The sequence below is a fragment of the Nocardia sp. NPDC127526 genome, from assembly GCF_042672265.1.
Classification (GTDB): Bacteria; Actinomycetota; Actinomycetes; order Mycobacteriales; family Mycobacteriaceae; genus Nocardia.
On record NZ_JBHXVO010000001.1, the window covers coordinates 251,191 to 273,644 of the forward strand.

A 22,454-nucleotide genomic window follows, 5' to 3' on the forward strand; every position below is an offset into this window, starting at 1 on the left:
CGGACGATTCGGCTTGGAGTTCTCCCCGACAATGACTGAACAGACACCCAGTGGCGCCGGTGCCTCGTACGCGGCTGCCGGTGTGGATATCGAGGCCGGCGACCGGGCAGTCGAGCTGTTCGCGCCACTGGCCAAGAAGGCCAGCCGGCCCGAGGTGCAGGGTGGTCTGGGCGGCTTCGCCGGATTGTTCGCGCTGAAGGGCGGATACAAGGAGCCGCTGCTCGCCGCCTCCACCGACGGCGTCGGCACCAAGATCGCCGTCGCGCAGGCCATGGACAAGCACGACACGGTCGGCCTCGACCTGGTCGCCATGGTCGTCGACGACCTCGTGGTCTGCGGCGCCGAACCGCTGTTCCTGCAGGACTACATCGCCGTCGGCAAGGTCGTCCCCGAGCGGGTCGCCCAGATCGTGGCCGGCATTGCCGAGGGCTGCGTCCAGGCCGGCTGCGCCCTGCTCGGCGGCGAGACCGCCGAGCATCCGGGCCTGATGGGCCTGGACGACTACGACATCTCCGCCACCGGCGTGGGCGTCGTGGAAGCCGATGCCGTGCTCGGCCCCGACCGCGTCCGCCCCGGCGACGTCGTCATCGCCATGGGTTCCTCGGGCCTGCACTCCAACGGCTACAGCCTGGCCCGCAAGGTCCTGCTGGAGATCGACCGCATGTCCCTGTCGGGGCATGTCGAGGAGTTCGGCCGCACCCTGGGCGAGGAGCTGCTCGAGCCGACCCGCATCTACGCCAAGGACTGCCTGGCCCTGGTCGCCGAAACCGATGTGCGGACCTTCTCCCACGTCACCGGCGGCGGTCTGGCCCAGAACCTGGCCCGCGTGCTGCCGGCCGGCATGGTCGCCGAGCTCGACCGCGGCACCTGGAACCCGGCGCCGGTCTTCAAGCTCATCGCTCAGCGCGGCCGCGTGGAGCGCGCCGAGATGGAGAAGACCTTCAATATGGGCGTCGGCATGGTCGCCGTCGTCGCCCCCGAGGACGCCGATCGCGCGCTCGCGGTCCTGACCGCCCGCCACATCGACTGCTGGACCCTCGGCACGGTCAAGAAGGCCAAGGACGCCGACGCCGAGCGCGTCGTGCTGGTGGGAGACCATCCGCGCTTCTGAGCCGAATGTGGTTCGGCCCCGGCGCCTTCGGGCGACCGGGGCCGTTCTCTATTCCGACCCGGATGTCCGTATGCCGACCCGGATGTCCGGAATGCCATGTCCCGGATACCAAAAACCCACCAGCGTCCGGCCCGTTGCGGGCGGGACGCTGGTGTCATTCAGCGGCCTTCAGACTGTGCGGTGCTCGGTGTATATCGACGTGTTAAGGGGGAGGCCAGTCGCGGCCTCCCCCTTAACACGTCGATAATCCGAGTCAGCGGCGCCAGTCGTCGTAGTCGTCCTCGTCCCAGCTCGACGGCGCATCATTGGCGTCGTGCTCGTCGGACAGAACTCCACTCCGCTGCGAGTCGGGGGATGAAGGTCCCCCCGACAGCTCGCGCTGAAGGCTCGCGAAGTCGGTTGGCGCCGAGCTGTACTTCAGCTCGCGTGCAACCTTGGTCTGCTTTGCCTTAGCCCGGCCACGGCCCATGGCTGACCCCCTCGCGTCACTGCGGGGCGGCCTGGGGTGGTTTGGCGGCCCCGTTCGAATTAATACTCTTCCTGACAGACACTTTAGCGTGTGTCCGGCGGTCGCGCTTCCAGGAGTGGGGGAGAAACCATCGAAGTGCCGCCCCGCGGCCGGACCGGCCGGGGGCGTGCGGCGCCGAGCAGGGGGTTTACAGCACCCCCGGGATCGCTCGGATGATGCCGACCCGGGCGCCGCCGCCGAGCACCGCGGGTGCGGCCAGCTCGGCGTGCTCGTCGGTCCACTCGATGCCCATACGCTGCAGAATGGCCAGCGTGAGTGGGAGGCGAGCGCGATCGGCGCCGTCGTCGATCTTGTAGGCGAAGGCCGAGCCGTCGGGCAGCGCGCCCGCGTGCACACCGTCCGCGCCGATCTTGCAGACCAGCCCGGGGGTTGCCGTCATCACGCGCAGATCCGGGCCGTCCGTGCCGGAAATCACTCGGGGATGGGCACGAATCGCGTCCGCGACCCGCCGTTCCGGGGTGCCCGCGGCGGCGGTAGCCAGGGTGGCGTAGGCGCGCGCCAGGTTCACCAGGGAGACCGGCACGATCGGCAGGCCGCAGCCGTCGATGCCCAGATCGGTCTCCGGTTCGCCGGTGACGTCGGCGATGGTCTCCAGCACCGCCAGCTGCAGCGGATGCCCGGCATCGAGGTAGCCGCGGGTGGGCCAGTCGTTGACCCGGCAGGTGGCCAGCATTGCCGCGTGCTTGCCGGAGCAGTTCATGTAGATGCGGCGCAAGGCTTTACCGCGCTCGTGGCCGGCCAGCGCCCGGGCGCGCGCCTGCTCGTCGAAGGGCAGATCCGGCGGGCACTCCAGATCGTCCTCGGTGAAACCGAACCGATCCAGCAACCGCTGCACCAGCTCCACATGATCGGGCTCGCCGAAATGCGAGGCGGTGGCAATGGCCAGCTCGGTGTCGTCGGCCGGTTCGAAACCATTGCGCAGCAGCGTCAATGCCTGCATGGGCTTATTGGTGGAGCGCGGGAAGATGGGGCCGTGCACCGCGCCGAGCTCGACCAGCGGCTCACCGTCGGGCCGCAGGATCACCGCCGAGCCCCGGTGCACGCACTCGCGGAATCCGGAGCGCACCACCTCGACCAGGTCCGTGCTCATGCTGGAATTCCCTTCTGCGCGCGACGGGGATCCGGTGCTCATGCGCGGACGCTCGCGTGGCGGCGGCGATGGCGTTCGATCTGCATGCGCACATCGTCGGAGAGGGTGGGTTCGGCGTCGAGCAGCCGGTCCAGGGCGGCCGGATCCGTGCCGGTGAACACCTCGCGCACGGTGATGCCGTGGGCGGGGGTGTGCACGATGCGGACCTCGTCGCCCGCGCCGATGCTGCCCTCGGTCAGGACCCGGAAGTAGGCGCCGGTATCGGCTTGCAGGGTGAAGCGTTTGACCCACTGGGGTTCGCCGGACCACTGCTGGAAGGTCGCGCACGGCACGCGCGGGGCCGAGACCTCCAGCAGGGTGTCGCCGATGGCCCAGTGCGCGCCGATCACGGCATCGCTCACCGGAAGGCCGCTGATGCGCAGGTTTTCGCCGAACCAGCCCGCCGGCAGCTCGCGGCCCAGTTCCGCGCCCCAGGTCCGCGCGTCCTCCTCGGCATAGGCGTAGACGGCCTGATGGACGCCGCCGTGATTCTTGGTGTCGCACACGTGATCACCGTCGAGGCCGAGCGCGCGCACCGGAACCCGGTGCGGCGCCGGGCGTTTGTCGATGGCGGTGCGGCCCACGCGGGTCTTCACCTCGAGCTCGGCGTGCACCACGCAGACGGCCAGGACCTGCCCGGTGTCACTCATCGGCCACGGAGCTTCTCGACGGCGAGCCGGCCGGCCTGCGGCTCGTCATGGGAGGGAACGGAATCCGCGTCGATGGAGGCCGCGCAGGGGCCCGCCTCGAGGACGGCGTCGGCGGGGATGGTGCGCTTGATCAAGGCCAGGGCGATCGGGCCGAACTCGTAGTGGTCGACCACGGTGCCCAGCACGCCGACCGCGCGGCCGCCGGCGGTGACCGGATCGCCGGGCTCGGGGCGGGCGTCGGCGGAACCGTCCAGGTGCAGCAGCACCAGATGCCGCGGCGGCTTGCCGAGATTGTGCACGCGCGCCACCGTCTCCTGACCGCGGTAGCAGCCCTTGTTCAGATGCACCGCGCCGAATTCCTCGACGCCGCCGACCCAGTTGGCCTCGTGCGGGATGGTGCGGTCATCGGTGTCGAGGCCGATGCGCGGGCGCAACGCCGCCACCCGCAGCGCCTCGAAGGCCCACATGCCCGCGGCCTCGGCGCCCGCGTCGCGCAGCCGGGTCCACCAGGAGGCCAGCTGCTCGCGCGGAACGATCAGGTCGAAGGAATCGGCGGTGGGCCAGGGCATCCGGCGGATGAAGCCGCCGCCGGGCAGGGCGACCGCCTCGTAGATCTCGGGCAGCCCCGCGATGCCGAGGGCGCCGAGCAGGCCGGTCGCCTTCGGGCCCAGCAGGCTCAGCACGGCGTGATCGGGAGCCGCCTCGGGTTTGGCGTCGGCCCAGAAGACCATCTTCTGGAGGAAGCTCAGCAGTTCGGGTCCGCGCGCGGCCTCGGTGTCGAACCACACCGTGCCGTCCAGCTCGGTGAGCACGAAGTGATGCTGCACGCGGCCGTTCAGATCCAGGTCCAGATTCTCCGCCGACCGGCCGTCGCGCAGGTCGGCGACGTGCTGGCTGGTAATGGTGTGCAGCCAGGTCAGGCGTTCCTTGCCGGTGATGGATCCGACGAAACGATGCGAGCGATCCACCACGGCCACGCGTTGAACGGCCGCGCGTTGCTCGCCGAGCGGATCCCCGTAATGCCACGCCACCGCGGCGTCGGGCGAGCCCGGCAATCCCGCGACGGCCCCCGGAAACTGAAGGATTGGACTGGGTGCAACCTCGGAGGACACCCCTCCACACTAGGTGCTGTGAATTTCCGCGGTGCCATCGGCGCGGGATTTCCGCGTGTCAGGGGTGTGATCTGTATTGCCCGATTGATTGTTTGCTGACGCCGTAATCCTGTGCCGACGGGCCGGTTGTCCTAGGCTCGGGCGCATGGTGGAACGGGTTCTGGTAACACTCGACGGCGCGATTCGGGATCCGGACGCGCCGTTGCTGTATTCGGACGATATCGGTGTGCTGCGCGGCGACGGGATTTTCGAGACCGTGCTGGTGCGTGACGGTGCGGCCTGCGCGCTGGAATTGCATCTGGCGCGACTACGGCGCTCGGCGGAGGCACTGGAATTGGCCGCGCCGGACCTGGAGGCGTGGCGCACGGCGGTGCAGACGGCGGCCAAGGAGTGGGGCGCCGAGCGCGAGGGTTTGCTGCGGATGGTGCTGACCCGGGGGCGGGACAGCGAGCACGGCGCCACTGGCAAACAATCAGCTATCAAGGCCGGCGACCTGGCCGGCGCCGAACCCGCCACCACCGGTTACGTTCTCGTGCTTCCGGTCCCCGAGCGGGTCAAAACCGCCCGGACCGAAGGCGTTTCGGTCATCACCCTGTCGCGGGGCATCTCCATCGATCTGGCGCAGGAGGCGCCGTGGCTGTTGCTCGGGGCCAAAACCCTGTCGTACGCAACGAATATGGCCGCGCTGCGGTTCGCCCAGCGAATGGGCGCCGATGACGCGATCTTCACCAGCACCGAGCATCGCGTCCTGGAGGGGCCGCGCTCGACCGTGGTGATCGCCCGCGACAACCAGTTGATCACCCCGCCCGCGCGCAATGGCGTACTGCCGGGAACCACGCAGCGCGTGCTGTTCACGGAGGCGGAGAAGGCCGGCTGGGAGTGCAAGTACGAACCGCTGTTCATCGCCGACCTGATCACCGCCGACAGTGTGTGGATGCTGTCCAGCGTCACCCTGGCGGCGCGGGTCAACTCGCTGGACGGATTGCGAATGTCGGCCCCGGACAACGCCGCCGAGATCGCGGAACTGGTGCACCGAGGCGTCACGCAGCCGGGCAACATCACCGACTGGTAGTCCGGATCCAGGGTCTTTCGCCGTATCCATACCTGTCTTGGGTCATGCACGGCAGGGTCCTTGGCGGTGTGTTCGTCACATGTCAGCAAACTTTCTGCACGGTGTGGCGCGGCGCATGTTGATCTGAAGGACAACCGGCGTAGTGTTCGGTACTACGTCATGTCGTAGATCGGCAGGAGATCGGATGAGCGTCGTAGACCTAGCGCGCTGGCAGTTCGGCATCACCACCGTCTATCACTTCATTCTGGTGCCGCTCACCATCGGCCTCGCCCCGCTCGTCGCGGCGATGCAGACCGCGTGGGTGATCACCGGGAAGGAGCACTGGTACCGGCTCACCAAGTTCTTCGGGAAGCTGTTCCTGATCAACTTCGCCCTCGGCGTCGCCACCGGCATCGTGCAGGAATTCCAGTTCGGCATGAGCTGGAGCGAATACTCCCGCTTCGTCGGCGACGTATTCGGCGCACCGCTGGCCATGGAGGCGCTGGTCGCCTTCTTCATGGAATCGACCTTCCTGGGCCTGTGGATCTTCGGCTGGACCAGGCTGCCGAAGAAGCTGCACCTGGCCACCATCTGGATGGTCGCCATCGGCGTGAACGCGTCGGCGTACTTCATCATCGCCGCCAACTCGTTCATGCAGCACCCGGTCGGCGCGAAGTACAACCCGGAGACGGGACGCGCCGAGCTGCACAGCATTTGGGAACTCATCACCAACAACACCACCCTCGCGGCCTTCCCGCACGTGGTGGCCGGATCCTTCCTCACCGCGGGCACTTTCGTCGCCGGCATCGCCGGCTGGTGGATGGTGCGCAATGCCCGCAGGGGCAAGGCGAACGGCGACGAGGCGGCCATCGAGGAGGCCCGCACCATGTGGCGGCCCGCCGCCCGGGTGGGCATCTGGGTGAGCCTGGTGGCCTGCGTGGCCCTCATCTACACCGGCGATGTGCAGGGCAAGCTCATGTTCGAGCAGCAGCCCATGAAGATGGCCTCGGCGGAATCGCTGTGCCACACCGAAACCGATCCGGACTTCTCCGTCCTCACCGTCGGCACGCACAACAACTGCGACAGCGTGGATCACCTCATCGAGGTGCCCTATGTGCTGCCGTGGCTGGCCAAGGGCGAGTTCACCGGAGTGACCCTGGAAGGCGTCAAGGATCTGCAGGTCTCCTACAACGAGAAGTACGGCGTCGGCGACTACCGGCCCAACCTCTTCGTGACCTACTGGTCCTTCCGCGCCATGATCACCTTCATGGCCGGGTCGATCCTGCTGGCCGTGGTGGGACTCTGGGTCACGCGCCGCGGGCGGGTGCCGGATCAGAAGTGGTTCTCGTGGCTGTCGCTGCTGGCCATCGCCACCCCGTTCCTGGGCAATATCTCCGGCTGGGTGTTCACCGAGATGGGCCGCCAGCCCTGGGTGGTCGCGCCCAATCCGACCGGGGACCAGAGCATTCGAATGACCGTGCAGCAGGGCGTATCCGGGGTCTCGGCGGGCACCATCCTGACCTCGCTCATCGTGTTCACGCTGCTGTACGGCCTGCTCGCCATCGGGTGGTTCTATCTGATGCGCCGCTACGTGGTCGCCGGGCCGGAACCGGCCGCCGACGAGTCCGATACCCCGAAGATGACCGGGGATTCCGTCGAGAAGCTTTCCTTCGCCTACTGAGGAGACGGGGATGACTCTGCAAGTTTTCTGGTTCATACTCATCGCCGTTCTCTTCACCGGGTACTTCGTGCTCGAAGGTTTCGATTACGGCGTCGGCATGCTCATGCCGATCATCGGCAAGGGCAGCGAAGTCAAGAAACGCGTGGTGCTCAACACCATCGGTCCCGTGTGGGACGGCAACGAGGTGTGGCTGCTGACCGCGGGCGGCGCCATGTTCGCCGCCTTCCCCGAGTGGTACGCCAGCGTGTTCTCCGGGTTCTACCTGGCGCTACTGCTCATTCTGGTCGGCTTGATCGCGCGGGCCTGCGCCATCGAATGGCGTAGCAAGATCAATGACGATAAGTGGCGGCGCTGGTGCGATATCGGCATCGGGCTCGGCTCCTGGATTCCCGCCATCGCCTGGGGCCTGGCCTTCGCCAATATCGTGCGCGGCGTGAAACTCGACGAGAAGCGGCAGATCCAGGGCAATCTGTTCGATCTGCTCAATCCGTACGCGCTGCTCGGCGGCGTCGCCATGCTGCTGCTGTTCCTGCTGCACGGCGCCATGTTCATCGCGCTCAAGACCGGCAACGAGGTGCGCGACGACGCCCAGCGCGTCATCCGCCTGCTGTTCGGGCCCACCGCCCTCGTGGTGGCGGCCTTCGGCATCTGGACCCAGCTCGCCTACGGCAAGGGCTGGACCTGGATTCCCTTGGCGCTGGCCGTGATCGGCATCGTGGTGGCGGGCTTCGCGGCCACCCAGGGCCGGGACGGCTGGTCGTTCGCCGGCACCGCGCTCACCATCGCCTCGGCCACCGCGCTGCTGTTCGGCGCGCTGTTCCCGAATGTGCTGCCCTCCACCATCGACGCGGCCTTCAGCCTCACCGTCGACGGCCGGGACGGCACCGTGAGCGCCTCCTCCACGCACTACACGCTGGTGGTCATGAGCTGGGTCGCGGTGGTGGTCACCCCGATCGTCCTCATCTACCAGGGCTGGACCTACTGGGTGTTCAGCAAGCGCCTGACCATGGAGCACATTCCGGCGCCGATCGGACTGCCCATGGAGAAGGCGAAGAACTGAGTTCGGACGAACCACACTGATGCCGACAGTACGGATGTGACATGGCACGACCGGTAGACCCGCGCCTGTGGCGGCACGCCCGCTCGGCCCGACGGTATCTCGCGCTCAGCGTGGGCCTGTCGCTGGCGACCACGCTCTGCATCGTGGTCGCGGCGCTGGCCCTGGCGCGGGTCCTCTCCGGCGTCATCACCGATCCGTCCCGTCGCGACATCGGCTCGTGGACGGCCGAACTGGCGATCTTCGCGGTGGCCGTGCTGTGCCGGGTCGCCGCCACCTGGTGGCAGTCCCGGCTCGCGCACCGCGCCGGAGCACAGGTGGTCACCGAACTCGAGACCGCCGTCCTGCGCACCGGCGCGGAACTGCCGCCGCGCGAATTGGAAACCCGCCGCACGGAATTGGCGGTGGTGATCGGCTCCGGGCTGAGCGGCCTGCGTGCCTACCTCGCCGGTTACCTCCCCGCCCTGCTGCTGGCCTGCCTGGCGCCGCCCATCGTGCTCGCGGTCATCGCCGCGCACGACTGGATCTCCGGCGTGATCATCGTGATCACCCTGCCCCTCATCCCGATCTTCATGATCCTGATCGGCCTGCTCACCCAGGGCCGCGCCAAGGACACCCTGGCCGCCACCACGCGGCTGTCGGATCAACTCCTCGACCTCTTCGCCGGTATGCCCACCCTGCGCGCCCTCGGCCGCGAAACGGCGCACACCACCGAAGCGCCTGCCGGAACCGATGATTCGCGCACCACCATGCGCGGTCGCGTCCGCGAACTAGGCGACTCCCTGCACCGCCGCACCATGTCGGCCCTGAAAATGGCCTTCCTGTCCTCCATGGTGCTGGAAATGCTCGCCACCCTGTCGGTCGCGCTCATCGCCGTATCCATCGGCATGCGACTGGTTTTCGGCGATATGGGCCTGTACGCCGGCGTCCTCGCCCTCATCCTCGCCCCGGAGGTCTACCTCCCCCTGCGCGCCGTCGGCGAACGCTTCCACGCCGCCCAGGACGGCATGGCCGCCGCAGAGCAGGCCTTCGCCATCCTGGAACCTGCCTCCGCGGCCGAGCGGCCCGCCACCGAGCAGCGATCCGAACCCAACGTCGAGAATCGCGAATTCCAGGGCCGCATAGCAATACGCGATTTGACCGTCGCCGCCCGCGACGGCGCGGCACCAGATGGGCTGAGCGCGAACCTGGAGCCGGGCACGGTCACAGTCCTGACCGGCCCCAACGGCTGCGGGAAATCGACCGCCTTACAAGCGATCTTGGGCCTGATCCGCCCCGACGGCGGCGAAGTCGCGGTCGACGGCGCCCCCGTCGCGGCCCTGCGCCCCGACCACTGGTGGTCGCACCTGGCCTGGCTGCCGCAACGCCCGGTCCTGGTGCCCGGCACCCTCCGCGCCAACCTGGAACTGCTCGGCCCACCCTCCGGCCCCGACGCCCTCGAAGCCGCGTGCACCGCAACCGGATTCGATGCCGTCCTCGACGAACTCCCCGACGGGTGGGACACCCTCGTGGGCGCCGGCGGCCTCGGCCTGTCCCTCGGCCAGCGCCAGCGTCTCGCCCTCACCCGCACCCTCGCCGCAGACCGCCGCATCCTGCTCCTGGACGAGCCCACCGCCCACCTGGACCCCGCCGCCGAAGCCCGAGTTCTCGACGCCCTCGTCACCCGAGCCCGAGCCGGAGCCACCGTCGTAATCGTCGGCCACCGCCCCGCCGTCCTGTCCATCGCCGACCGGATTGTCCCGGTCCGCTCCACCTCCTCCGCGTCCGCGACACCGCCCGCCACCGAGGAGGCTGCGGACGACGAGCCCGGCGAACCTGCCGGACAACGCCTTTCCCGACAGAACGTGGTGAGTGTGCGATGAACGCGATACTGGACGATTTCCGGCGGATCCGGGGGCTGCTGGAGCTGTCGCCGTGGCGAATGGCGGTATCCATCCTCTGGGGCGTGGCCGCGCTCGGCAGTGGGCTCTCCTTGGCGGCCTTGGCGGCGTGGTTGATCGCGCGGGCGTGGCAGATGCCGCCGGTGCTGGATCTGACCATTGCGGTGGTGACGGTGCGGGCGTTGGGGATCGCGCGGGGGGTGTGCCGGTATCTGGAGCGGCTTGCTACGCATGATGTGGCGTTGCGGTCGATGAGCCTGGCGCGGACCACCACCTACGGTGTGCTGGCGGGGGCCGATATCTGGCGGCCGCGGCGCAGTGGGGGATCGGAAGATGGTGCGGGGGAGGGGGATCCGACCCGGATGCGGCGGGGGGAGCTGCTGGGGCGGGTTATGAGCGATATCGATGATCTGGGGGCGGTGGTGGTGCGGGCGTTCGTGCCGATCGCGGTCGCCATCGTGTTGTCGCTCATCGCGGTTGGGCTGCTGGCGGCCATTTCGATTCCCGCCGCCCTGATTCTTGCGGTGGCGCTGGCGGTTTCGGGCATTGTCGCGCCGTGGCTGTCGGCGCGGGCCGCGCGGGAGGCGGAGGTGGCGGTGCGGGCGGATCGCACCGAGTTCACCGCCGAGGCGTTGACCGTGCTCGATCATGCGCCCGAATTGCGGGTCGCGGGAAGGCTTTCGGGGGCGATCGAGGCCGCCGAACGGGCCGGTGGACGGGCCGTCGCGGCCGAGGACCGCGCCGCCTCGCACACCGCCTGGTCCGCGGCGGTGCTGCCGCTCGCCATCGGGGCGAGCGTGCTGGGTGCGCTGCTCATCGGCATCGTGCTCTACGGCGCCGGGCCCATGGTTCCCACGGACGGGTTCCAGACCGTTCCGGGCGGCGGTATCACGCCCATGGCCTTCGCGGTGCTGGTGCTGGTCCCGCTGTCGGCCTTCGAGGCCGTGGCCGTGCTCCCGGCCGCCGCCCAGGCGCTCACCACCGGTCGCGCCGCCCTGCATCGCCTGGCTCGCCTCGAACGGTCCGAATCACCCTCTCCCGCCGTGGATTTCCCGCCGCTGCCGGACGGCCGCCGGATCGCGGTCACCGGTCCCAGCGGTGCGGGCAAGACCACTCTGCTCATGGCTTGGGCGGGACTGTTCGATACACCGCGCCCCGGCGTCACCTTCTTCGCCGAGGACGCGCACTTGTTCGGCACCACGGTGCTCGAGAACCTGCGCGTGGCGCGCGGCGACATCACCGAGCGGGAAGCCGAGGACACGCTGCGCGCGGTGGGCGCGGGCGACTGGCTCGACGCACTGCCCGACGGTGTGCACACCGACCTCGTCGGCGGTGCGGCGGCCGTCTCCGGCGGTCAGCGCCGCCGCATCCTGCTCGCCCGCGCCCTGCTCTCCCCGGCGCGGGTACTGCTCCTCGACGAGCCCACCGAGCATCTCGAGGCCGAGCCCGGCGCGGAACTGCTGCGCCGCCTGCTCGACGAGTCCAGCGGGCTCGTCGACCCCGGCCGCACCGTCGTGGTCGTCACCCATCAGCTGCCCCCCGACCACCGCGGCGACACCCTGGTCGAGGTCGCCGCGGACGGCCACACCTCCATCACCCGTCTTATTCCCGCAAACCAGTCCTGAACTGCGTTTTTCGCAGTCCGAGAAAATCCGTTGCCGCGGATCGCATGTCCGACTAACTTTCTCGGTACACGAGGAAGGAGGTGGTTCCAAGAATGAGTAATTCCAGGACACGTGAGGTGGCTGTCCGCTAGTCGCCACCGCTGCAATGGATTCCATGGCGCGAACGCCTAGCGAAATCCAGGCAGTCACCCGGCCCCCGAGTCTCCGGTCTTGTCCGACCGGATCGCGTGAGTTGCATCCGCGATCACAGACTCGGGGGCCGTTCCCTTTTCAGCTCCCTGTCAACGCGAATAGCCCCGTCCGGCAGGGCCGGAGGGGCCGATCGGACGGCTGATCAGCCGATGTAGCGCTGCAGGCGCGCGGACAGGCGGGGTTCGAGGCCGCCGTCGGGGGTGATGCGCTCCTCGACATAACCGAGGTCGCCGCCTTCGACAATGCCGTAGAGGCGCTTGGCGCCGCCGACCACGATGCCGGACTGGCTGCGGATCACCACATCGGTGGCGAGCTCCCAGGAGGACTGGGTGAGGGCCTGGCCGTAGAAGAGTTCGACCACGCCGGAGGAGTGGGTGAGCAACAGCTCGAGCACCTCGTCGTCGCCGTCGATGCCCACCCGCCAGAAACCGCTCTCGCGCAGATCCGGACCGGAGTACTCGCCCTTGGCGTCGATGACCCAGGAGCGGGCCTCCCAGGCGAGGTAGTCGCCGCCGTCGTGCGAGACGACGATCTGCTGGCCGAAGCGGTAGTCGCCGTTCTCGGGGTGATTGCCCTCGCCCTCACCGCGCCACACGCCGACCAGCGGCAGCAGCGCGAGCATGGAGGAGCTCAGATCCGGGCCCAGCCGCAGATTCGCGGTGTCCTCGGGCAGGGGCAGACCGGCGAGCGTGGGAATGTTCAGGACGCCGGTCGACTTGGCGCGCTCGACAGCCTCGGCGACCGCCTGATCACCACTGCGACGCGCGACATCACCACGGTCGGCCGACGCGTCCTGCGCCGTGCCATTGGCCGTTGTGTTCTCGACGTTCTCGCTCGCCGACTCGCTCACGACTCGGTGAACAGCCGGTAGAGGACGTACAGACCGAACCACGCGATCAGTACGGAGACGAGAACCAGCAGAATCTCGAAGGCAAGCACCACGTGTCGGAGTCTAGCGGCCGGGTTGCCGGACATGAAAACGGCCCCGGGAAAAGGATTCCCGGGGCCGTTGCAGGTGCGGGGGTTACACCCCATCCCACTTACTTGGCGACAGTGACGTCGATGTTGTGGATGCCCGCGCCGTCCGGCGCGACCTCGGCGGTGCCATTGCCCGACGCCGACAGCGCGCGGATGGTCCAGTTGCCCGGCGCCGCGAAGAAGCGGAAGTCACCGGTGCCCGAGGCGACGACCTCGGCGGTGAAATCGCCATTGCCGTCCAGCAGGCGCACGAACGCGCCACCGACGGTCTGGCCGTCAGCGGTCAGGACGCGGCCGGTGATGACCGTCTCCTTCTCCACATCGACGCCGGCGGGGATGGCCTGACCCTGGGTAGGTGCTGCACACATATTGATTACGCTCCCAACTCGATCGGTGCACCGACGAGGGAGCCGTACTCGGTCCAGCTCCCGTCGTAATTCTTCACGTTCTTGTGGCCCAGCAGCTCCTGCAGCACGAACCAGGTGTGCGAGGAGCGCTCACCGATGCGGCAGTAGGCGATGGTCTCCTTCTCGCCATCCAGCCCGGCCTCCTTGTAGAGGGTGGCGAGCTCGTCGTCGGACTTGAAGGTGCCGTCCTCGTTCGCGGCCTTGGACCACGGCACGTTGATGGCGCCGGGGATGTGGCCGGGACGCTGCGACTGCTCCTGCGGCAGGTGGGCCGGGGCCAGGATCTTGCCGGAGAACTCATCGGGCGAGCGCACGTCGACCAGGTTCTTGTTGCCGATGGCGGCGATGGCGTCATCGCGGAAGGCGCGGATGGACAGGTCCTGCTCGCTCGCCTTGTAGGCGGTGGCCGGGCGCACCTTGACGTCCTTGACCAGCGGGCGGCCGTCGAGCTCCCACTTCTTGCGGCCGCCGTCGAGCAGCTTCACGTCCTGGTGGCCGTAGAGCTTGAAGTACCAGTACGCGTAGGCCGCGAACCAGTTGTTATTGCCGCCGTACAGCACGACGGTGTCGTCGTTGCCGATGCCGCGGGCCGACAGCAGCTCGGAGAACTGCTCCCGGTTGACGAAGTCACGCCGGACCTGGTCCTGCAGATCCTTCTTCCAGTCGAGGCGGACCGCCCCTTCGATGTGGCCCAGGTCGTAGGCCGAGGTGTCTTCATCGACCTCGACGAGCACGACGCCCGGGGTGTTCAGGTTCTCTTCGACCCAGTCTGCGGAGACCAGGACATCGGCGCGAGCCATGTTGTTCCTTTCGAGGGTGGTGCCGGAGTCAGGCGGTGGGATTCGGGTGGGTCGGCGCGGATTTCGGGACGAACCGCGTGACGAGTGGGTAGATCTTGCAGCCCAGGCAGATGCCGAAGGCCGCATTGAGGAAGGCCGCGAACAGGGCGAAACCGGTGAAGATCGCACCGGCGACCGGGCTGCCGGCGGCGAAGCCGAGCACGCCGAGCGCGGCGAAGACGAAGCCGACCAGCTGCGCGAACCGCAGCGGCGCAACGGGTTCCAGCTCCGGGGCCGGGCCGACGCGGGGCGCGACGGCGGCGGCGTAGATCCGCCCGTACGGGCTGCGCCGCGGACCCTGGGCCGCGCCGAGCGCGAACACCACGGCCTGCGCGGCCAGCAGCACGGCGGCGAGCGGGACGGAGAAGACGGCGACGATCAGGACGAGAGCCAATACGGCGGTGGTGATCCAGGCGGCGAAACGCGGGCCGCGGACATCCACTTGTCCCTCAGAGGGTTTGGTGATGTTCGGGTTCGACATGAGTGTGCTCCTGCGCTGGGTGGTCTATATGGCCAGATCGCCGGAGGATCGAGACGATCTCTCAACGGCGGGGACAAACCCGGTCGGCGACAGAAGATACGAAAGGCCGACCGGCTAGCGGCACAGGCAGCAACAACCACCGAGCCGGCACAGGTCTACCGTGCGGCGTCGGGTGAGCATCAGCTCGCGGTTGGATTGCACGAGGGGGAGTTTACCCAATTTTCGGGGGAAATTGGACCCGGGGTTTGTAAGGCTGGTCACTCTGGCGCCGTCGGGACGGTTAAAGGCCCTAGTGAAGCGCGTAAATCGGCGGGCTTGGGAACTCCGGAAATCCGGTAGCGCTCCCGGCCCTCGGCATCCAGGACGAAGGTGGTGGGCAGCGAGAGCACGTTCAGTTCCCGCGCCAGCGCCGGGTTGGCGTCGAGGTCGATCTCGAGATCGAGCGGGGCGGCGGGAGCCGCGGCCAGCTCGGCGACGATAGTGGCCACCACGCGGCGCACCGCCGCGCAGGGGCCGCACCAGTCGGCGGAGAAGTGCAGCACGGTGGGGCGGCCCGGCAGCACGCCCGCCGCGGTGAGCAGTTCGGCCCGAAGGCCTTGCGCCGCCGGTGTTTCCGGGTCGGCACCGGCCCGCACCCGGCCTTCGTTGCGGCGCACCAGGATTCCCACGCCGATCGCGGCGACGACGGCGGCGGCGAGAATCCCGAGCGTGATCACGGCTGCTGCAGCCGATCCAGATCGACGCTGACCTTCTCCTCGCGGCCCTCCACCACGATCTGCCCGCCCTCGGCCCGGACCTTGGCGGGCCGGACCCCGAAGGACAGGCCGTGGGTGTCGATGGTGCGGGTGAACAGGGCCAGCACCTTGGCCTTGTCCAGCTCGGGCGTCGTGGTGGAGATGGGGATGGGGGTGGCGGGCTGGGGATCGCGGTAGATATCGGTCGCGGTGATCTGCACCTGGTTGCCCACCAGGCGCATATCGGCCAGCACGCTCACGATCTGGCCGTTGCGATTGTTGGCGGCGGTCACCGCGCCGTCGCCGGCGGCGCGGTCCATGGACACCGTTCCGGTGAGGACGATCGTCGCGGTGGTCTGGAACTTGGTCGAGTCCGATCCGCCGACACCGCCGAAACCATCCGACTTGCCGGGGCCGAAGATCGGCTGGTCCGGGTTCTTGATCTCCAGATCCGGAATCTTGAACAGCTGCCCGAGCTCATTGGGCTCGATCCGGATGCGCGACTCCACCACGTCGACGGGGACGGAGCTCACCTTCTTGTCCACCAGGCTGCTGAACGGGAGTTCCGCGCCGCGCAGATTGGCTTCGACCACGATGTCGCCCGGAATGTCCGGCCGTTCCTCGCGGGCGCGAATGTCGATATTGCGGAAATCGCCGGACAGCGCCTGCGTCGCGAACGGGTACCGCAGGGACGAGTTGAAGGTGACCTCCGGATCGGCGCCGAGATCCGATCCGGCGCGCAGCAGCCGCGACACGCGGTACTCCGAATACGCGGCGAAACCGAAGTCGAGCAGGACGGCCAGCGCCGCCGCACAGAGCAGCGCGATGATCAGCCTCCGGAAATGCATAAGAGCACTGTAGTTCCCCAGGGGCTCCGCCCCCGGACCCCCGGACGTCAGGGGCCGGCCCCCGAACCCCCATTGGTGGCTACGCCCCCCAAGCCCCCGAACCGCGATGTCCAGACCGGTCGGTGATGTGATCTCGAGGACAGTGCGGCAGATAAGGGGGTTGCCGAGACCCGTGTACGCCGCCCGGAATGCGTGGTCATGGGTGCGGACACGCTAATGTAGGCACCGACTTACCTGTGATGACGAGCATGGAGTCGTGGCCTACAGAGCGGTTGCCACACACATGCCAGATGGGATGGAGGGCCCCCATGGAGCTGCTCCTGCTGACCTCCGACCCCAACCCCGAGTCGGTGCTGCCCTCGCTGGCGTTGCTACCGCACCATGTGCGGCCCGCGCCCACCGAGGTGGCGTCCCTGCTCGAGGCCGGTTCCGCCGATGTGGCACTGGTCGACGCCCGCACCGATCTGGCCGCCGCGCGCGGCCTTTGTCGTTTGCTGGGCAGCACCGGGTCCTCGGTGCCGGTGGTGGCGGTCCTCACCGAAGGCGGCCTGGTCGCGGTGAACGCGGATTGGGGGCTGGACGACATCCTGCTGCCCGGTACCGGTCCCGCCGAACTGGATGCCCGGCTGCGGCTGCTGGTCGCCCGCAACGGCGGCGCCGCCAGCCCGGAGAACACCGGCAAGATCACCCTGGGTGAGCTGGTGATCGACGAGGGCACCTACACCGCGCGGCTGCGCGGCCGCCCGCTCGATCTCACCTACAAGGAATTCGAGCTGCTCAAATACCTCGCGCAGCACGCCGGCCGGGTGTTCACCCGCGCCCAGTTGCTGCAGGAGGTGTGGGGCTACGACTTCTTCGGCGGCACCCGCACCGTGGACGTGCACGTGCGGCGACTGCGCGCCAAGCTCGGCAGCGAATACGAATCGCTCATCGGCACGGTCCGCAATGTCGGCTACAAGGCGGTGCGCCCGGCGCGCGCGGCCGGCGGCAAGGGCGACGCGGTCACCTTCCCCGATGCCGAACCCACCGACGATCCCGAAATGACCACGGCGAACGGCACTTTCTGATGGCTTCTTTCACCGACCGGCTGCCCGACGCGACCGCCGCGGAGGTGAGGGGTCTGCTGGAGCGCGCCACCGCGGCCGACGGCGTCGCGCCCGTCTCGGAGCAGGCGGTGCTGTCGCTGGCCGGCGAGCCCGCGGCGCGGCATGCCGTCGCCACGGCGGACGGCGCGGTCGCCGGGTACGCGAATCTGGCGCCCGCACATGACGAGCACCCCGCCATGGCGGAGGTTGCTGTGGACCCCGATCATCGCGGTCGTGGAATCGGCGCGAACTTGGTGCGATCCGCGCTGGAAGCGGGCGGTATGGGCGCGCGGGTGTGGGCGCACGGAAATCTGCCCGCCGCGCGGGCGGTTGCTACCCGGCTCGGGCTGCGCGTCGCGCGCGAGCTGTGGCAGATGCGCCGCGATCTGGCGAATTCCGAGCTACCGGAGCTGGCGGTTCCGGACGGGCTGGAATTGCGCACCTACGCGGGGCCTTCCGACGATGCCGAGGTGCTGCGCGTGAACAACGCCGCCTTCTCCTGGCATCCGGAGCAGGGCGGCTGGACCGAGCGCGATATCGCGGTGCGCCGCGCGGAATCCTGGTTCGACCCGGCGGGCCTGTTCATCGCCGTCGATCCGGCCGAGCCGGACAAGATCCTCGGCTTCCACTGGACCAAAGTGCACCACGACGAGAACCCGCCGGTCGGTGAGGTTTACGTGGTGGGCGTCGATCCGTCCGCGCAGGGGCGCGGGCTGGGCCGCCTGCTCACCCTCGCGGGCCTGCGGCATCTGCGCGAGCGCGGGCTCGGCGCGGTGCTGCTCTACACCGAGGCCGACAACACCGCCGCGGTGCACACCTACACCAAGCTCGGCTTCGAGCGCTCGCACGTGGACGTCGCCTACACCGTCGGCTGACGCCGGCCCGGTCCGGGGGGGGGCGCGTAGATCACTCCGGAGGCGGAGGCGACCACGGGGCAAACCGGTGAGCGGCAACAGTGCGGCAAATGTCACACACAAAGGTTGCAATCGCTCCGGGTTGTTCACCTTCCGTTCACCTGCCCTGGTCCAACTGTCTACCGGACACAAATACGTTGCATGTGGGCGGCACTCGCTGCCCGGTGCGCGAGTTCGCAGCGAACAGCCACCAACATTCGCCCGTCCAGCCGTTGAGGGGTTGGGCGTGCAAGACCGTGATTCCCGGAGGAACAGGTGAATCTCAAGCGCAGCAGCGCCCTGGTCGGTGTGCTGGCAGTCGTTGCCATGCCCCTCGCCGCGTGTGGAAGCGATGACAACACGGCGGAGACCGGTAACAATGTCGCCAAGGTCGAGGTGCCCTGTGGTGGCAAGACCAACCTGAAGGCCAGCGGCGCCACCTCGCAGAAGAACGCGATGGATCGCTTCGTCTCGGCGTACCAGCAGAACTGCGACGGCTTCTCGCTGGACTACACCTCCAGCGGCTCCGGCGCCGGCGTCAAGGAATTCCTGGGCGGCCAGACCGATTTCGCCGGTTCGGACTCCCCGCTGTCGTCGAAGAAGGACGAGCCGGCCAAGGCCGCCGAGCGCTGCGGCGCCCCGGCGTGGAACCTGCCCACCGTCTTCGGCCCGATCGCCGTCACCTACAACATCAACGGCGTGACCGATCTGGTGCTGGACGGCCCGACCATGGCCAAGATCTTCAACGGCGCCATCACCCAGTGGGACGACGTCGCCATCAAGGCCCTGAACCAGAAGGCCACCCTGCCGGCCGAGAAGATCAACGTGATCTACCGCTCGGACGAGTCGGGCACCACCGACAACTTCCAGCTGTACCTGGACGCCGCCTCCAACGGGGCGTGGGGCAAGGGCGCCGGCAAGACCTTCAACGGCGGTGTCGGCGAAGGCGCCAAGGGCAACGAGGGCACCTCGGCCGCGGTCAAGAACACCGCGAACGCCATCACCTACAACGAGTGGTCCTTCGCCAAGGCGCAGAACCTGTCCATCGCCAAGCTGCTGACCGTCGACTCCTCCAACGACCCCAAGCCGGTCGAGCTGAGCGTCGAGTCCGCGGGCAAGGCCATCGCCGCCGCCAAGATCACCGGCGAGGGCAATGACCTCATCCTGGACACCTCGGCCTTCTACAAGCCGACCACCGCGGGCGCCTACCCGCTGGTCATGCCGACCTATGAGATCGTGTGCTCGAAGTACAGCGACGCGAACACCGGCAAGGCCGTGAAGGCGTTCATGCTCTCGGCCATTCAGAACGGTCAGAACGGTCTGGACGAGGCCGGGTACATCCCGATCCCGGACGCATTCAAGACCAAGCTGACCACCGCGGTCAACGCCATTTCCTGATCGCGATCCCATGACCGTGCACGATGAAGTGACCGCCGCGGGCCAGTCGGATTCGACCGGCCCGCGGGCGGGCGGAGATACTGCGCACATGTCTCTTACCAAGACAAGCACCGGGCCGGCCCCGAAGGCCAAGAGCAAGGCCCACAATCAGCGAGCGGAGTTCATTTTCCGATCGCTGGCGACGGCGGCCGGGGCGACCATTGTCGCCGCCATCGCGCTGATCGCGCTGTTCCTTCTCATCCGCGCCGTGCCATCGGTCATGGCCAACGAGTCGAACTTCTTCACCAGTACGGAGTTCGACGTCCGCGATGCGAACGATCTGCACTTCGGCATCCGTGACCTGCTCATGGTCACGGTGCTGAGCTCGATTTTCGCGCTGATCATCGCGGTGCCCATCGGGGTGGGCATCGCGCTGTGCCTGACCCAGTACGCGCCGAAGGCGCTGGCCCGGCCGTTCGCGGTGCTGGTGGACCTGCTGGCCGCGGTGCCCTCCATCGTGTTCGGCCTGTGGGGCTTCCTGGTGCTCGCCCCGCGGCTGACCCCGGTGCAGGAGTTCCTGAACGACAAGCTCGGCTGGTTGTTCCTGTTCTCCGACGGCAATGTGACCATCGCGGGCGGCGGCACCATCTTCGTCGCCGGTGTGGTGCTGGCGGTGATGATCCTGCCGATCATCACCTCGGTGAGCCGCGAGGTCTTCAATCTGACGCCGCAGGCGCACATCGAGGCCGCGCAGGCGCTCGGCGCGACCAAGTGGGAAGTCGTGCGCATGACGGTGCTGCCCTACGGCCGCTCCGGCATGATCGCCGGTTCCATGCTCGGTCTGGGCCGCGCGCTCGGCGAGACCATCGCGGTCCTGATCGTGCTGCGCACCGCGGCGCAGCCGGGGCACTGGTCGCTGTTCGACGGCGGCTACACCTTCGCCTCCAAGATCGCCTCGGCCGCAGCGGAATTCAGTGAGGCGCTGCCGACGGGCGCGTACATCGCGGCCGGCTTCGTGTTGTTCGCGCTGACCTTCATCGTCAACGCCCTGGCCCGGCTCGCGGCCGGTGGGAAGGTGAACGCATGACCGCCACGCTCGACAAGCCGATCAAGGCGCCGACATTCCGCAATGTCAGCACCGGCCGGCGGATTCGCAACAATCTGGCCACCGGCATCGTCTGGCTGTGCTTCGGCATCGCGCTGATTCCGTTGATCTGGGTGCTGTACACGGTGCTGAGCAATGGTTTCGAGGCCATTGTCTCGGCCAACTGGTGGACCAAGTCGCAGAAGGGCGTGCTGCCCGAGCAGAACGCCGGTGGTGTCTATCACGCCATCTACGGCACCATCGTGCAGTCGGCCATCGCCGCCGTCATCGCGGTGCCGCTGGGCATCATGGCCGCTGTCTTCCTGGTCGAGTACGGCCGCGGCTGGCTGGCCAAGACCACCACCTTCATGGTCGACATCCTCGCCGGTGTCCCGTCCATCGTCGCGGCGCTGTTCATCTTCGCGCTGTGGATCGCTACCCTCGGCGCGCCGCAGAGCGCGTTCGCGGTGTCGCTGGCGCTGGTGTTGTTGATGCTGCCGGTCGTGGTGCGCAGCACGGAGGAAATGCTCAAGCTGGTGCCCGACGAGCTGCGCGAGGCGTCCTACGCGCTGGGTGTGCCGAAGTGGAAGACCATCCTGCGCATCGTGATTCCGACGGCCGCGCCCGGCATGATCTCCGGCATCCTGCTGGCGCTGGCCCGCGTCATGGGCGAGACCGCGCCGGTGCTGGTGCTGGTCGGTTACAGCCGATCGATCAACATGAACGTGTTCGACGGCAATATGGCCTCGCTCCCCCTGATGATCTATCAGGAACTGGCCAACCCCGAGGCCGCCGGCCGGCTGCGCGTCTGGGGCGCGGCGCTGACCCTGATCCTGATCATCGCGGCGCTGTACCTGGCTGCGGCCGCAGTCAACAAGCTGCTCACGCGGAACCGATAAAGCGAACGGAAACTACTGATGGCCAAGCGGATCGACATCAAAGACCTGAACATCTACTACGGCAAGTTCCACGCCGTAGCCGATGTCCAGCTGACCGTGCTGCCGCGCAGTGTGACCGCGTTCATCGGTCCGTCCGGCTGCGGCAAGTCCACCGTGCTGCGCTCGCTCAACCGGATGCACGAGGAGACGCCGGACGCCCGCGTCGAGGGTGCGGTGTTGTTGGACGGCGAAGACATCTACGGCGCAACCATCGACCCGGTCGGCGTGCGACGGACCATCGGCATGGTGTTCCAGCGCCCGAACCCGTTCCCCACCATGTCCATTCGCGACAATGTGGTGGCCGGCCTCAAGCTGCAAGGGATGCGGAACAAGGCTCAACTCGACGAGGTGGCCGAGCGCTCACTGCGCGGGGCCAACCTGTGGAACGAGGTCAAGGACCGCCTAGACAAGCCCGGCGGCGGCCTGTCCGGTGGTCAGCAGCAGCGTCTGTGCATTGCCCGCGCCATCGCGGTGTCGCCTGACGTACTCCTCATGGACGAGCCGTGTTCGGCCCTGGACCCCATCTCCACACTGGCGATCGAAGACTTGATCGCTGAGCTGAAGAAGGAGTTCACCATCGTCATCGTCACTCACAACATGCAGCAGGCAGCCCGCGTGAGCGATCAGACGGCCTTCTTCAACTTGGAGGCCCAGGGCAAGCCAGGCAAGCTGGTGGAGATCGACGAGACCGAGAAGATCTTCTCCAACCCATCCCAGAAGGCAACCGAAGACTACATCTCCGGCCGCTTCGGCTAACCCCGCCCCCGATCCTC

The 22,454-nt window shown here is 68.1% G+C and carries 22 protein-coding genes; 12 read left to right on the forward strand and 10 right to left on the reverse strand.

All coding sequences use genetic code 11. The features are described from left to right. The first annotated feature begins 31 nt into the window (after window positions 1-31). Window positions 32-1,111, forward strand: a complete 1,080-nt coding sequence (gene purM / locus ACFVIV_RS01260; RefSeq protein ID WP_379192621.1) for a phosphoribosylformylglycinamidine cyclo-ligase — start codon at window positions 32-34, stop codon at window positions 1,109-1,111. Window positions 1,112-1,364: 253 nt separating this feature from the next. Here the strand turns inward: purM and ACFVIV_RS01265 are convergent, their stop codons facing one another. The 4 genes from ACFVIV_RS01265 to ACFVIV_RS01280 all read right to left on the reverse strand — a co-directional run bounded on the left by ACFVIV_RS01265 (window position 1,365) and on the right by ACFVIV_RS01280 (window position 4,531). Next, window positions 1,365-1,580, reverse strand: a complete 216-nt coding sequence (locus ACFVIV_RS01265) for a DUF3073 domain-containing protein (protein ID WP_084528327.1) — start codon at window positions 1,578-1,580, stop codon at window positions 1,365-1,367. A 187-nt stretch (window positions 1,581-1,767) separates the two neighbouring features. Beyond that, window positions 1,768-2,730, reverse strand: a complete 963-nt coding sequence (locus ACFVIV_RS01270; protein WP_379192623.1) for an asparaginase — start codon at window positions 2,728-2,730, stop codon at window positions 1,768-1,770. 38 nt (window positions 2,731-2,768) lie between these two features. Next, window positions 2,769-3,419 (reverse strand): MOSC domain-containing protein, encoded by a 651-nt coding sequence (locus tag ACFVIV_RS01275; RefSeq protein WP_379192625.1) that lies wholly within the window; start codon window positions 3,417-3,419, stop codon window positions 2,769-2,771. Further along, window positions 3,416-4,531, reverse strand: coding sequence for a YgfZ/GcvT domain-containing protein (locus tag ACFVIV_RS01280; protein ID WP_379192627.1), 1,116 nt, complete (start codon window positions 4,529-4,531; stop codon window positions 3,416-3,418). Before ACFVIV_RS01280 ends, ACFVIV_RS01275 begins: the two co-directional genes overlap by 4 nt. 145 nt (window positions 4,532-4,676) lie before the next feature. Here ACFVIV_RS01280 and ACFVIV_RS01285 point away from each other — a divergent pair, with 145 nt between their 5' ends. The 5 genes from ACFVIV_RS01285 (at window position 4,677) to ACFVIV_RS01305 (ending at window position 11,825) form a co-directional block, all read left to right on the forward strand. Then, window positions 4,677-5,603: an aminodeoxychorismate lyase gene (locus tag ACFVIV_RS01285; RefSeq protein WP_379192629.1), complete on the forward strand. Its 927-nt coding sequence runs from the start codon at window positions 4,677-4,679 to the stop codon at window positions 5,601-5,603. A 184-nt stretch (window positions 5,604-5,787) separates the two neighbouring features. Then, a complete protein-coding gene (locus ACFVIV_RS01290; protein ID WP_379192631.1) occupies window positions 5,788-7,263 on the forward strand; it encodes a cytochrome ubiquinol oxidase subunit I in 1,476 nt (491 codons plus the stop codon). Window positions 7,264-7,273: 10 nt separating this feature from the next. Beyond that, window positions 7,274-8,323 (forward strand): cytochrome d ubiquinol oxidase subunit II, encoded by a 1,050-nt coding sequence (cydB, locus tag ACFVIV_RS01295; RefSeq protein WP_379192633.1) that lies wholly within the window; start codon window positions 7,274-7,276, stop codon window positions 8,321-8,323. A gap of 41 nt (window positions 8,324-8,364) precedes the next feature. Continuing rightward, entirely contained in the window at window positions 8,365-10,182 is a 1,818-nt protein-coding gene (gene cydD / locus ACFVIV_RS01300) for a thiol reductant ABC exporter subunit CydD (RefSeq protein ID WP_379192635.1), read from the forward strand. Then, window positions 10,179-11,825 (forward strand): thiol reductant ABC exporter subunit CydC, encoded by a 1,647-nt coding sequence (locus tag ACFVIV_RS01305; protein WP_379192637.1) that lies wholly within the window; start codon window positions 10,179-10,181, stop codon window positions 11,823-11,825. Before cydD ends, ACFVIV_RS01305 begins: the two co-directional genes overlap by 4 nt. A 334-nt stretch (window positions 11,826-12,159) precedes the next feature. On the opposite strand, the gene ACFVIV_RS01310 is transcribed toward ACFVIV_RS01305, so the two are convergent. From ACFVIV_RS01310 to ACFVIV_RS01335, 6 genes are all read right to left on the reverse strand, one after another. Continuing rightward, the gene (locus tag ACFVIV_RS01310) at window positions 12,160-12,867 is read right to left on the reverse strand and encodes an FABP family protein (RefSeq protein WP_379192639.1); all 708 of its coding nucleotides are present in this window, start codon (window positions 12,865-12,867) and stop codon (window positions 12,160-12,162) included. A gap of 190 nt (window positions 12,868-13,057) precedes the next feature. Next, entirely contained in the window at window positions 13,058-13,363 is a 306-nt protein-coding gene (locus ACFVIV_RS01315; RefSeq protein ID WP_379192641.1) for a DUF1416 domain-containing protein, read from the reverse strand. Between the two features lie 5 nt (window positions 13,364-13,368). Then, the gene (locus ACFVIV_RS01320; RefSeq protein ID WP_379192643.1) at window positions 13,369-14,202 is read right to left on the reverse strand and encodes a sulfurtransferase; all 834 of its coding nucleotides are present in this window, start codon (window positions 14,200-14,202) and stop codon (window positions 13,369-13,371) included. Window positions 14,203-14,230: 28 nt separating this feature from the next. Beyond that, window positions 14,231-14,722, reverse strand: coding sequence for a DUF4395 domain-containing protein (locus tag ACFVIV_RS01325; protein ID WP_379192645.1), 492 nt, complete (start codon window positions 14,720-14,722; stop codon window positions 14,231-14,233). A gap of 257 nt (window positions 14,723-14,979) precedes the next feature. Next, window positions 14,980-15,438, reverse strand: coding sequence for a TlpA family protein disulfide reductase (locus ACFVIV_RS01330; protein WP_379192647.1), 459 nt, complete (start codon window positions 15,436-15,438; stop codon window positions 14,980-14,982). Next, window positions 15,435-16,304, reverse strand: a complete 870-nt coding sequence (locus ACFVIV_RS01335; protein ID WP_379192649.1) for an LmeA family phospholipid-binding protein — start codon at window positions 16,302-16,304, stop codon at window positions 15,435-15,437. Before ACFVIV_RS01335 ends, ACFVIV_RS01330 begins: the two co-directional genes overlap by 4 nt. Before the next feature lie 308 nt (window positions 16,305-16,612). Between ACFVIV_RS01335 and ACFVIV_RS01340 the strand changes: the two genes are divergently transcribed. The 6 genes from ACFVIV_RS01340 (at window position 16,613) to pstB (ending at window position 22,437) form a co-directional block, all read left to right on the forward strand. Next, the gene (locus ACFVIV_RS01340) at window positions 16,613-17,371 is read left to right on the forward strand and encodes a winged-helix domain-containing protein (RefSeq protein WP_379192651.1); all 759 of its coding nucleotides are present in this window, start codon (window positions 16,613-16,615) and stop codon (window positions 17,369-17,371) included. After that, entirely contained in the window at window positions 17,371-18,264 is an 894-nt protein-coding gene (mshD, locus tag ACFVIV_RS01345; protein ID WP_379192653.1) for a mycothiol synthase, read from the forward strand. Before ACFVIV_RS01340 ends, mshD begins: the two co-directional genes overlap by 1 nt. A 294-nt stretch (window positions 18,265-18,558) precedes the next feature. Further along, window positions 18,559-19,680 carry a phosphate ABC transporter substrate-binding protein PstS gene (gene pstS / locus ACFVIV_RS01350; protein WP_379192655.1) on the forward strand — a complete coding sequence of 374 codons (1,122 nt, stop codon included), beginning with the start codon at window positions 18,559-18,561 and terminating at the stop codon, window positions 19,678-19,680. Between the two features lie 88 nt (window positions 19,681-19,768). After that, window positions 19,769-20,746, forward strand: coding sequence for a phosphate ABC transporter permease subunit PstC (gene pstC / locus ACFVIV_RS01355; protein WP_379192657.1), 978 nt, complete (start codon window positions 19,769-19,771; stop codon window positions 20,744-20,746). Then, on the forward strand, window positions 20,743-21,642 hold the full coding sequence (gene pstA, locus ACFVIV_RS01360; protein WP_379192659.1) for a phosphate ABC transporter permease PstA: 900 nt from the start codon (window positions 20,743-20,745) through the stop codon (window positions 21,640-21,642). The genes pstC and pstA overlap by 4 nt, the downstream gene beginning before the upstream one ends. An 18-nt stretch (window positions 21,643-21,660) precedes the next feature. Beyond that, entirely contained in the window at window positions 21,661-22,437 is a 777-nt protein-coding gene (pstB, locus tag ACFVIV_RS01365; RefSeq protein ID WP_379192661.1) for a phosphate ABC transporter ATP-binding protein PstB, read from the forward strand. Window positions 22,438-22,454: the final 17 nt, after the last annotated feature.

What these genes read in the sequence shown, in the direction of transcription:
- ACFVIV_RS01290 (WP_379192631.1), top strand. Translation starts at nt 5,788, where the DNA reads ATGAGCGTCGTAGACCTAGCGCGCTGGCAGTTCGGCATCACCACCGTC.
- pstB (WP_379192661.1), top strand. Translation starts at nt 21,661, where the DNA reads ATGGCCAAGCGGATCGACATCAAAGACCTGAACATCTACTACGGCAAG.
- ACFVIV_RS01275 (WP_379192625.1), bottom strand. Translation starts at nt 3,419, where the DNA reads ATGAGTGACACCGGGCAGGTCCTGGCCGTCTGCGTGGTGCACGCCGAG.
- pstA (WP_379192659.1), top strand. Translation starts at nt 20,743, where the DNA reads ATGACCGCCACGCTCGACAAGCCGATCAAGGCGCCGACATTCCGCAAT.
- cydD (WP_379192635.1), top strand. Translation starts at nt 8,365, where the DNA reads ATGGCACGACCGGTAGACCCGCGCCTGTGGCGGCACGCCCGCTCGGCC.
- cydB (WP_379192633.1), top strand. Translation starts at nt 7,274, where the DNA reads ATGACTCTGCAAGTTTTCTGGTTCATACTCATCGCCGTTCTCTTCACC.
- ACFVIV_RS01305 (WP_379192637.1), top strand. Translation starts at nt 10,179, where the DNA reads ATGAACGCGATACTGGACGATTTCCGGCGGATCCGGGGGCTGCTGGAG.
- pstC (WP_379192657.1), top strand. Translation starts at nt 19,769, where the DNA reads ATGTCTCTTACCAAGACAAGCACCGGGCCGGCCCCGAAGGCCAAGAGC.
- ACFVIV_RS01340 (WP_379192651.1), top strand. Translation starts at nt 16,613, where the DNA reads ATGGAGCTGCTCCTGCTGACCTCCGACCCCAACCCCGAGTCGGTGCTG.
- ACFVIV_RS01325 (WP_379192645.1), bottom strand. Translation starts at nt 14,722, where the DNA reads ATGTCGAACCCGAACATCACCAAACCCTCTGAGGGACAAGTGGATGTC.
- ACFVIV_RS01315 (WP_379192641.1), bottom strand. Translation starts at nt 13,363, where the DNA reads ATGTGTGCAGCACCTACCCAGGGTCAGGCCATCCCCGCCGGCGTCGAT.
- mshD (WP_379192653.1), top strand. Translation starts at nt 17,371, where the DNA reads ATGGCTTCTTTCACCGACCGGCTGCCCGACGCGACCGCCGCGGAGGTG.
- purM (WP_379192621.1), top strand. Translation starts at nt 32, where the DNA reads ATGACTGAACAGACACCCAGTGGCGCCGGTGCCTCGTACGCGGCTGCC.
- ACFVIV_RS01265 (WP_084528327.1), bottom strand. Translation starts at nt 1,580, where the DNA reads ATGGGCCGTGGCCGGGCTAAGGCAAAGCAGACCAAGGTTGCACGCGAG.
- ACFVIV_RS01285 (WP_379192629.1), top strand. Translation starts at nt 4,677, where the DNA reads ATGGTGGAACGGGTTCTGGTAACACTCGACGGCGCGATTCGGGATCCG.
- ACFVIV_RS01320 (WP_379192643.1), bottom strand. Translation starts at nt 14,202, where the DNA reads ATGGCTCGCGCCGATGTCCTGGTCTCCGCAGACTGGGTCGAAGAGAAC.
- ACFVIV_RS01270 (WP_379192623.1), bottom strand. Translation starts at nt 2,730, where the DNA reads ATGAGCACGGACCTGGTCGAGGTGGTGCGCTCCGGATTCCGCGAGTGC.
- ACFVIV_RS01335 (WP_379192649.1), bottom strand. Translation starts at nt 16,304, where the DNA reads ATGCATTTCCGGAGGCTGATCATCGCGCTGCTCTGTGCGGCGGCGCTG.